General features: G+C 67.5%; 9 protein-coding genes. 7 read left to right on the top strand and 2 right to left on the bottom strand.

The window, feature by feature from the left end:
- A partial coding sequence (locus VB080_RS16065) for a helix-turn-helix domain-containing protein (protein WP_416339637.1) occupies positions 1-171 on the bottom strand: 171 nt, incomplete at its 3' end.
- A 98-nt stretch (positions 172-269) separates the two neighbouring features.
- Here VB080_RS16065 and VB080_RS11540 point away from each other — a divergent pair.
- Genes VB080_RS11540 through VB080_RS11515 form a run of 6 tightly spaced genes read left to right on the top strand, consistent with a single transcriptional unit; the run spans position 270 to position 6,485 of the window.
- Positions 270-1,349 (top strand): autoinducer 2 ABC transporter substrate-binding protein, encoded by a 1,080-nt coding sequence (locus VB080_RS11540; protein ID WP_323418598.1) that lies wholly within the window; start codon positions 270-272, stop codon positions 1,347-1,349.
- On the top strand, positions 1,349-2,866 hold the full coding sequence (locus VB080_RS11535) for a sugar ABC transporter ATP-binding protein (RefSeq protein WP_323418597.1): 1,518 nt from the start codon (positions 1,349-1,351) through the stop codon (positions 2,864-2,866). Before VB080_RS11540 ends, VB080_RS11535 begins: the two co-directional genes overlap by 1 nt.
- Positions 2,863-3,876 (top strand): ABC transporter permease, encoded by a 1,014-nt coding sequence (locus VB080_RS11530; RefSeq protein ID WP_323418596.1) that lies wholly within the window; start codon positions 2,863-2,865, stop codon positions 3,874-3,876. The genes VB080_RS11535 and VB080_RS11530 overlap by 4 nt, the downstream gene beginning before the upstream one ends.
- Positions 3,873-4,955 carry an ABC transporter permease gene (locus VB080_RS11525; protein WP_323418595.1) on the top strand — a complete coding sequence of 361 codons (1,083 nt, stop codon included), beginning with the start codon at positions 3,873-3,875 and terminating at the stop codon, positions 4,953-4,955. The genes VB080_RS11530 and VB080_RS11525 overlap by 4 nt, the downstream gene beginning before the upstream one ends.
- Positions 4,942-5,970: a Gfo/Idh/MocA family oxidoreductase gene (locus tag VB080_RS11520; RefSeq protein WP_323418594.1), complete on the top strand. Its 1,029-nt coding sequence runs from the start codon at positions 4,942-4,944 to the stop codon at positions 5,968-5,970. The genes VB080_RS11525 and VB080_RS11520 overlap by 14 nt, the downstream gene beginning before the upstream one ends.
- A gap of 29 nt (positions 5,971-5,999) precedes the next feature.
- The gene (locus VB080_RS11515) at positions 6,000-6,485 is read left to right on the top strand and encodes a VOC family protein (protein ID WP_323418593.1); all 486 of its coding nucleotides are present in this window, start codon (positions 6,000-6,002) and stop codon (positions 6,483-6,485) included.
- Between the two features lie 312 nt (positions 6,486-6,797).
- On the opposite strand, the gene VB080_RS11510 is transcribed toward VB080_RS11515, so the two are convergent.
- On the bottom strand, positions 6,798-8,057 hold the full coding sequence (locus VB080_RS11510) for a Gfo/Idh/MocA family oxidoreductase (protein WP_323418592.1): 1,260 nt from the start codon (positions 8,055-8,057) through the stop codon (positions 6,798-6,800).
- A gap of 515 nt (positions 8,058-8,572) precedes the next feature.
- Here VB080_RS11510 and VB080_RS11505 point away from each other — a divergent pair.
- Positions 8,573-9,483 (top strand): adenosine deaminase (locus tag VB080_RS11505; RefSeq protein WP_323418591.1); only part of this gene is annotated, 911 nt, incomplete at its 3' end.

The raw sequence follows: 9,483 nt of genomic DNA, 5'->3' as shown, positions 1-9,483 counted from the left end.
CAGAGCTTGGCAGACGGCGAACACGGTCGACTTGGGCAGAGCCACCTGCCTGGTGAGTTCGGCCAGCTGCAGGGGACGGCCGTCCCGGGCGACCTGGTCGAGGATCGTCACCGCGCGGTCGACCGCGGGCACCCTGCTCTGCGACGGGTGATCCAGCGCTGCGCTCGGCATCAGGCTCCTTTCGTGTGCCCGCATGAGCATGCCCGATTTTCGTCCCGGTCGGGAACCGGTTCGTCCACCTTGACAGACCTTCACCGGAAAGGCAGGCTGTGTGCAACATCTCGTTTACCTGTTCGAAATACGGAACAAATGGAGGCGTAGCAATGACGCATCGCTCAATCCACCATGTGGTGGTCGGTCTTTCCGCAGTACTCGCCCTCTCCATGACGGCGTGCGCAGCTCAGCCTGCGCCCGCGGGGAGCGGGGACGCAGAGGCAAAGAAGTTCGTCACCGTGGTGAAGTTGCAGGGCATCTCGTGGTTCGATCGGATGCAGATCGGGCTGGATGAACAGGCGAAGGCAATCGGGGCCACCTCGACCATGGTCGGCCCCGACGACGCCAGTCCAGAGAAGCAGGTCAAGATCATCCAGGACCTGATCGCTCAGAAGCCTGCCGCGATCGCGGTGGTGCCGCTGTCGCCCCAGGCACTCGAAGGCGTACTCGGGCAGGCTCGCGCGGCCGGCATCAAGGTGATCACGCATGAGGCCCCGAGCCAAGGCAACACCGACCTCGACATCGAGGCGTTCGACAACGTCGACTACGGCGAGCACCTGATGGAGACCCTTGCCGACTGCATGGGCGGCGAAGGCCAGTACGTCACCATGGTCGGTTCGCTGACGGCTGAGAGCCATATGAAGTGGGCACAGGCCGAACTCGACCTCGCGACCAGCAAGTACCCCGGCATCACCCGGGTCGCCGATCCGATCGAGACCAAGGAAGATCTGACCCAGACCTACGAGAAGACCAAGGAGATCCTGGCCAAGTACCCGCAGATCAAGGGCTTCCTTGGCTCGGCAGCTTCTGATGTGGCTGGTATCGGTCGCGCGATTAGTGAGGCCGGTCTTCAGGACCAGACCTGTGTCGCCGGTACGTCCATCCCGTCCACTGCGGGTAAGTACCTCAAGGACGGTTCGGTTGACGCGATCACCTTCTGGGATCCGAAGGTCACCGGTGCGGTCCTTGTCACGCTGCAGGACAAGCTCTCTCGCGGAGAAAAAGTGGGCGTCGGGACCGATCTGGGAATCCCGGGCTACGAAAACCTGCAAGCCACCGATGGCAAGGAGAACGTCCTGCACGGCAATGCCTGGGTGGACGTAACCGTCGAGAACATGGCCGAGTACGACTTCTGATGTCAGCCCAGCCACCTCCGCAGGAGGCGTCGGCCGCCGTCCTCCAGGTCGACGCCATCGCGAAGTACTACGGAGGCGTGCACGCTCTGGACGGGGTCAGCCTCGAACTGTTCCCCGGCGAGGTTCACTGCCTCGCCGGGGAGAACGGCTCGGGCAAGAGCACGCTGATCAAGATCATGAGCGGGGTCGAGCGACCGACCTCCGGTGTCCTGCGCCTCGCCGGCAGGGAGCTGTCCCACCTGACCCCGACGGAGGCGGTAGGCCTTGGCATCGACGTGATCTTCCAGGATCTCGCGCTCTTCAAGACCCTCACCGTCGCCGAGAACATCGCCCTGCCGGCCGCGCTCTCCCGGCGCCAGGCGATGGTGGATCGTCGACGTATGCGTCAGGTGGCCGAGCAGGTCACCTCGACGCTGAATGTCGACCTCGATCTCGATGCCAGGGTGGAGGAGTTGTCGGTGGCAGATCGCCAGCTCACGGCTATCTGCCGCTCGATGGCCCGCTCTGCCCAGGTGGTGTTCATGGACGAACCGACCACAGCGCTCACCCACCGCGAGGTCGAGTTCCTGTTCCGCGCGGTCGACGAACTGACCAGCCGCGGGGTCGCGGTGGTCTTCGTCAGCCACAAGCTCGACGAGGTCCGGGCCGTGTGCCAACGGATCACTATTCTGCGTAACGGGAAGGTGGTAGCGGCAGGCGCCATGGCCGACTTCGACTCGGCGCGGATCTCAGCTGCGATGACCGGACGCGACCTTGCCGCCATCGCGCCCGCTGATCCGCCGGCCCAGGGCACTGCGCCGCTGATCCAGGTCGACGGGCTGGGCCTGGACCAGACCTTCGCCGACGTCTCGTTCTCTGTGCGTCCGGGCGAGGTGCTGGGGATCACCGGACTGCTCGGCTCCGGGCAGACGGAGATCGCCGAGGCCCTGTTCGGTCTGCAGCCGGCCGACAGCGGCCGGATCCAGGTCGATGGCCAGGAGGTGAGGATCGCCAGCGTGGCGGACGCCCTGCGGTTGGGCATCGGCTATGTCCCCGGCGACCGGCTCAGCCAGGGACTGTTCCTGGAGCAGTCGATCAGCGACAACCTGGTGGTCGGCTCGGTGGCCGAAGCCACCGGGCGGGTCGGGCTGCTCGATCGCCGCAGGATCCGTGACCTTGAGACCCGGTCGATCCAGGAACTGGCTATCAAGACACCCTCGGCGTCGCGCCCCGTCCTCAGCCTGTCCGGCGGGAACCAGCAGCGGGTGGTCATTGCGCGGTGGCTGGCCCGGAACCCGAGGCTGCTCATTCTCAACAGCCCGACGGTGGGTGTGGACGTTGGTTCCAAGGCCGGGATCCTGCAGATCCTGCGCGATCGGGCAGAGGCGGGGATGGGCGTCATCATCATCTCCGACGATCCCACCGAGGTGGTCGCGGTCTGTCACCGGGTGATCTTCGTCCGCCACGGTCGCCTCGACGGCGAACTGAGGGCACCGGAGATCACCGAGGAATCGATCACGAGGAGGCTGGCCGCATGACCCGGGTTCTGGGGCGCCTGCGGGGCGCCAACAACGAGGGCGTGCTGGCCTTGCTGATCGTGGTCCTCGCCCTCGTCGTCGGGACGGTCGCGCCGGCATTCTGGAGTGCCGCCACGGCGATCAACCTGCTCGCCAGCGCCAGTGCCACGATCGCCTTCGCGCTGGGCGCGCTAGTCGTCCTGGTCTCCGGCGGGATCGATGTGTCGTTCATGGCGATCGGGATTTTCGCCGCCTACGCCACGCTCAAGGCCGCCTCGGGCGCAGGTTGGTTGTCGGCCACGGTCTGGCTCCCCTTCCTGCTGGCGATCGCGATCGGTGTGCTGCTCGGGCTGCTGAACGCAGGCGCGATCGCCGGGCTCAAGATCCCGACGCTGATCGCCACCCTCGGGACGCAGGGGATCGTCCGTGGTGTCCTGATCACGTTCGTGGGGTCTCGGGTCATCTCCGACCTGCCCGGTGCGGTCGCCGACCTGTCGACCAGTTACCTGGTGGTGGTCGGTGGACGGGTCCAGACCCCGCTCACGATTCTCGTGGTTCCGCTGGCCCTGCTCTGTGTCGCGATTGCGCTCGTCCTGAACCGGACGTTGCTGGGCCGCTCGGTTTACGCCCTCGGCTCCGATCCGGAGTCGGCCAGGCGGGTCGGGATCCCCGTCCTTCGCACGCAGGTGATGGTCTATGCCCTGGCCGGAGGGCTTGCCGCGATCGGCGGGCTGTGCCACGTTGTGCTGGTCCGGGAGGCGGATCCGTTCGCTCTCGTGGGTGGTGAACTGGACGTGATCGCGGCAGTCGTTCTCGGTGGGGCCTCGATCTTCGGTGGCAAGGGTTCGGTGACCGGGACCGTCCTGGGGGTTCTGCTCATCTCGCTGATCAACAACTCCCTCATCCTGCTGGGCGTGCCCGGATCCTGGCAGCGAGCCGCCGTCGGCCTGCTCCTGCTGGTCGGGGTCAGCGTGCAGGGTCTTCAGGCCGTGCGCCGCCGCCGGCCCGCCATTCTGGAGGCGATCTCATGACTGCCGGCACCCTTTCCCGGTTGCGTGCGCTGCGGGTCCAGCCGTCGACGTGGGGGCTTGTCGTCCTCGCCCTCGTGGTGTGGACGGTGCTGTCGCTGAGCACCCCCATGTTCAACTCCCCGCTGAACTATCAGTCGATGGGATTCCAGGTCGCCGAGGTGGGGCTGTTCGCCCTGATCATCGCCTTGTCGATGCTGACCTCGGGGATCGATCTGTCGATCGTGTCGGTGGCGAACCTGTCCGCCCTGGCCACGGCCCAGGTCTTCGTGGTCACGGGTGCGGTGGACGGCGGGCCCCTCGCCCTGGTTGCAGGGATCCTGACCGGACTGGCAGTCGGCACGGCCTGTGGGCTGGTCAACGGGTTCGTCATCACCCGGCTCAACGTGAGTCCGATCCTGGCCACCCTCGGCACCATGCAGTTGTTCAACGGCATCGCCGTCGGCTGGACGAACGGTGAAGCGGTGTACGGCATGCCTGCCGCCTTCCTCTGGATCGGCAGCGGCACCGTCGGTGGAATCCCGTCGCCCTTCCTGGTCTTCGCCGCCGCGGCGCTCATCCTCGGTGTCGTGGTCGGGCGGTCCAGCCTGGGCTTTCGGATCCGGATGCTCGGCGCGAACCAGACTGCTGCTCGCTACGCAGGGCTGCCGAACCGGGCCGTGCTGGTACGCGCCTACCTGGTCTGCGGGCTGGTCGCCGCGATCGCAGGCATGGTGCTGTCCGCGCGGACGGCCAGCGCCAACGCCGACTACGGACAGTCCTACGTGCTGTTGGCCATCGTCATCGCGGTGCTGGGGGGAACCGACCCCAATGGTGGCCGGACGTCCGTCGCCGGCGTTGTACTCGCGGCCCTCGTGCTACAGATGGTTGCCAGCGGGTTCAACCTGCTGGGGTTGAGCCAGTTCACCTACCAGATCGCCCAGGGTGCGATTCTGATCACAGTCATGGGATTGGCCACAATCAGCGGGAGGCTGGACTGGCGGCGCCTGCTCGCGCGGCCGTTCCCGCAACACTCGACCGTAACCACCCTGCCTGAATCAGCTGCCACGACGCGAGAGAGAGGTACCGATGCCCACCACTGACAAGGTCCGCTGGGGAGTCCTGGGGGTCGCCTGGGTCAACCAGCTGACGCTGCCGGGGATGACCACGGCGGAGAACGCCGAGCTGCTGGCGGTCGCCTCCTCGTCCTCGGCCGACCGGGCCCGGGACGAGGCAGCGCGCTGGGGAGCCCCCCGCTGGTACCACGGCTATGACGCCCTGCTGGCCGACCCCGACATCGAGGCGGTCTACATCCCGGTGCCGAACACCGCCCACGTCGAGTGGACGATCCGCGCGCTGGAAGCCGGCAAGCACGTCCTGTGCGAGAAGCCGCTGGCGGTCAGCTCGGCCGGTGTCGAGCAGATCCTGGCCGCCTCCGAGCGCGCCGGCCGGCTGGTGCTCGAGGCCCTGATGTACCGATTCTCGCCGCGCTGGCAGCGCGCCCTGCAGCTGATCCGTGACGGTGTCGTGGGCGACCCCCGGGTGGCGCGGCTGGGCCTGGCGTTCAAGCAGCACTACGAGGGCTACAACATCCGCTTCGACCCCGCAGCCGCCGGCGGCGTGGTCTGGGACATGGGCTGCTACGCGGTCGACATGGCCCGCGAGCTGCTGCCCGGACAGTTGCGGACGGTGACCGCGACGAGCTGGTCGCGTCCCGGCGAGAAGGTGGAGACCTCCGCCGAGGCCATCCTCGGCTTCGACGATGGCCGCAAGGCGTTGGTCAACGTCTCCTTCGACTACCCCAACCCCTACGCCCAGGCCGAGTTGCTCGGCACCGACGGCTGGCTCACCATGCCGGGCAGCGGGATGCGCGGCGAGCCGTTCACCCGACTGCTGTGGCACAGCTACGGCGACGAGGTCTTCCTGGACGGCGTCGAGCCGACGCTGGAGAGTTTCCCGAGGGCTGACTCCTACCGGCTTGAGATCGAGCACCTGTCCGACTGCATCCGGAGCGGGCAGCCACTGCGCTACCCGCTGCAGCGGTCGCTGGACAACACCCGCGCCCTGGAGGCCATCTTCGCCTCCGCTGCACAGGGCACCACCGTCGAGCTCGGCTGAGCGCGGCACAACCCCCGAAGGAGAAGAGAATGCGCACGCCCAACTACAAGCAGATCGCACTGGTCGTGAAGGACGTCTACGCGACCATCGACCAGTGGTACAAGTTCCTCGGCATCGGGCCGTGGGATATCCGCCACTTCACTCAGGACAGCGTCCGCGACTTCAAGGTCAACGGCGAGCCGGTCACCGAACCGTTCGACTTCATCTGTGCGGTCACCTGGGTCGGCGAGGTCGAACTGGAACTCGTCCAGCCGATCGCCGGGCCGAACATCTACTGGGAGCATCTGGAGAAGTACGGCGAGGGCCTGCACCACATCAAGGACGTCATGTCGGACGAGGAGATCCCCGGCGTGATCGCCGCCTTCGAGGCGCAGGGCGCCCGGGTGCTGCAGACCGGCTGGATCGACCAGGACTGCCACTACTACCTCGACACCAAGGACACCCTCGGCCTGGTCTACGAGATCGGCAACGGTGGCCCGATCGCGCCCGCGACTGAGCGCTACCCGAACGTCTAGCCGGCCGACGGCCGAGCCGGCCAAGTCGGCCAAGTCGGTCGAGTCGGTCGAGTCGGTCGAGTCTGGAGTGTCTCCCCATCCCCAGGTGGCCTGCTGTACGTCGCTCGACGGCAGCTCGCTGCGTTGCCGTGGTCGAACCAGGATGCACCTGTCGCCCACTCCTTGGCCTTGCGAGGTGTTCCACCAAACACCGCTGCGACGGCCGGGGATGTGGTCGCTGCTGGTGGAGAAATGACGCTGGTTCGGTGAAACCCTCTGCCGAACCAGCGCCACACCGGCGGCGGAGTGGGCCGCGGCCCGGCGGTGCGCGGTCTACAGGCCTATCACCGCCGACTCGAGCCGCGCCCGCTCGGCCGCGAAGACCGCCCGGTGCGAGGCCAACGAGGCCTCAATGCCGGAGTAGAGCCCGCTGGTGTCGCGGGTCGCCACAGCGTGGCTGAAGGCGGCCATCAGGCCCTCGTCCCCACCGCCGTGGCCGCCGCCCGCCGTGGCATCGCCGACAGCCTCGACATCAATTCGCTCCCGGCGATCGCCGGCGAACTCGACGATGTCGATGAACCGTCCGTCGGTGGTGAGTTCACCGTGGGTGCCGAAGATGCGGGTCTGCCGGTAGGCGTACTCGGTGAAACCGGTCATGGTGAACACTCCGCTCGCCCCGCCGTCAAACTCCAGCGACACCACCTGGTGGTCGACGACGTCGTTGTCGCAGTGGTAGACGCAACGGCCGTACGGGCCGGTGCGCAAGGCCTCCGCCAGACTCGCCGGTGTGGCCGGATCAACCACGACCGACACCGGCCAGCCGTCGTCCCCGGCCGACAGCCGGTCACCGTAGATGTGCACGGCCGAGTACTCGCAGCTGTCCTGCAGCCGGCAGTCGACGCAGCGTTCGGCAGCACCGACCGGCGCGTGCTCGGGACCGAAGTGGAACCGTCCGCCGAAGCTGGACACCCGCCGGATCGGCCGTCCGACGATGTGCTGGAGCCAGTCGATGTCGTGGCAGGACTTGGCCAGCAGCATGAAGGCCGACTCGTCGCGCCGCCGCCAGTTGCCGCGGACGAAGGAGTGCGCCTGGTGCCAGTAGCCGACCGGTTCGAGGTGCTGGATGCTGGCGATCTCACCGATCCGCCCGGACGCGAGCACCTCCCGCAGCGCTGCGGTGTGCGGGGTGTAGAGCAGGACGTGGCAGGCCGCGACAATGCCGCCGCCGGCGCGGGCAGCCTCGGCTACCTGCTCGCACTCGTCGAGAGTTGGGGCCAGTGGCTTCTCCAGCAGGACGTCGTAACCTGCCCGCGCGAAGGCCACCGCGGGCTCGGTGTGCAGCCGGTCCTGGGTGGCGATGATCACCGCATCCGCCACCCGGGGCCGGTCGAACAGTTCACGCCAGTCGGCGGCGGTCGCGTCGGGCCCGAGGCCGTGGCTGGCGGCGAACCGCTCACGGCGGGCCGGGTCGGGTTCGGCCACTGCGACGACCCGGGCTGCTTCCGGGTGTTGCAGCGTCCAGTCCGCGTAGGCCTGTCCCCGGTTCCCTGCTCCCACCACCGCGAGCGTGACCGGTCGAGTCGGATATGGCATGGGTCTCTCCTTCGCCAGAGGCTGCTCCCCTGATCGTCGCAGTATCAGGCTCGGGACGCTGCCCTGGACGACAGAATGCGCGCGGCAGATGATCACTGCGGCCTGGGCGGGTGTTGGCCAGTTCGACGGGTCTGCCGAACCGTGCTGTCAGCTCACCGTGGTCTTCGGCAGTTCCCACCCCAGGTCATGCAGAAACCGGGTAGGAGAGGCGACTCGCGTGGATAATCCACCCGACTCCCCGGAATCACCCGGTTTGTGCGGACGCTGCCCGGCTGTCTCAGGTTGGTACCGTCTTCGACTCGGGTCGCTTGGGTTTCGGTGGCTGCTGTCTCGGGTTGTGCAAAAACCGGGTAGGAGGGGCTATTCGCGTGGATAGTCCACACGACTCCCCGGGATCACCCGGTTTGTGCGGAGGCCTCCTGGCTGACTTCTCTGGTCCCGGGTGCGCGTTCGTCCGGAAGCAACGTGGTGGGCACCGGTTCGTGCCAAGATCGGTGGAACGAGAAGGGACGTCGATGACCGCCTGGGCCGAACTTCACCTGCACCTCGAAGGCACCCTGGAGCCGGAGCTGATCTTCGCGCTCGCCGAGCGGAACGGCGTCAGCCTGCCCTACCGTGACCTGGTCGACCTGCGGTCGCGGTACGAGTTCACCGACCTGCAGAGCTTCCTGGACCTCTACTACACGAACATGCAGGTGCTGCAGACCGCGCAGGACTTCGCCGACCTGACTGACGCCTACCTGGCCCGGGCCGCCAAAGCCGGGGTGCGACGGGCCGAGGTGTTCTTCGACCTGCAGGCCCACACCGCCCGCGGCATTGCCCCGTCCGAGGCGCTCGGTGGCGTCCACCTAGCGCTTGCCACATCTGAACAGAAGTACGGAATCTCCACCGGCCTGATCGTCACCCTGTTGCGGCACCTGTCGGGCGAATCGGCGCTGCAGGCCTACGAGCAGGCGGTGGCTACCGGGGTACCGCTGCTCGGCATTGGGCTGTGCTCCAGCGAGGTGGGCAACCCGGCCGGCCGGTTCGCCGAGGTCTTCGCCCGGGCCAGGGCGGACGGCCTGCACACCGTCGCCCACGCCGGCGAGGAGGGCGACCCGAGCTACGTCTGGGATGTGCTGGAGACCCTGCACGTCGAACGGATCGACCATGGCATCCGCGCGGTGGAGGATCCGATGCTGCTGCAGAAATTGGTCGACGAGCAGATCCCGCTCACCGTCTGCCCGCTGTCGAACGTCCGGCTGAAGGCGGTGCCCTCGCTGGCCGCCCACCCGCTGGCGGTCATGCTGCGGGCCGGCGCCCTGGTCTCGGTCAACTCCGACGACCCGGCCTACTTCGGTGGCTATCTGGACGACAACCTCACCGCTGCCCGGGAGTCGCTCGGCCTGAGTGCCGACGAGGTCGCTCAACTGGCGCGCAACAGCGT

This window comes from Propionicimonas sp. (assembly GCF_034927565.1).
In the GTDB taxonomy this organism is placed as follows: Bacteria; Actinomycetota; Actinomycetes; order Propionibacteriales; family Propionibacteriaceae; genus Propionicimonas.
This window is presented reverse-complemented; position numbering and strand designations above follow the sequence as displayed.

What these genes read in the sequence shown, in the direction of transcription:
- VB080_RS11510 (WP_323418592.1), bottom strand. Translation starts at nt 8,057, where the DNA reads ATGCCATATCCGACTCGACCGGTCACGCTCGCGGTGGTGGGAGCAGGG.
- VB080_RS11535 (WP_323418597.1), top strand. Translation starts at nt 1,349, where the DNA reads ATGTCAGCCCAGCCACCTCCGCAGGAGGCGTCGGCCGCCGTCCTCCAG.
- VB080_RS11520 (WP_323418594.1), top strand. Translation starts at nt 4,942, where the DNA reads ATGCCCACCACTGACAAGGTCCGCTGGGGAGTCCTGGGGGTCGCCTGG.
- VB080_RS11530 (WP_323418596.1), top strand. Translation starts at nt 2,863, where the DNA reads ATGACCCGGGTTCTGGGGCGCCTGCGGGGCGCCAACAACGAGGGCGTG.
- VB080_RS11525 (WP_323418595.1), top strand. Translation starts at nt 3,873, where the DNA reads ATGACTGCCGGCACCCTTTCCCGGTTGCGTGCGCTGCGGGTCCAGCCG.
- VB080_RS11515 (WP_323418593.1), top strand. Translation starts at nt 6,000, where the DNA reads ATGCGCACGCCCAACTACAAGCAGATCGCACTGGTCGTGAAGGACGTC.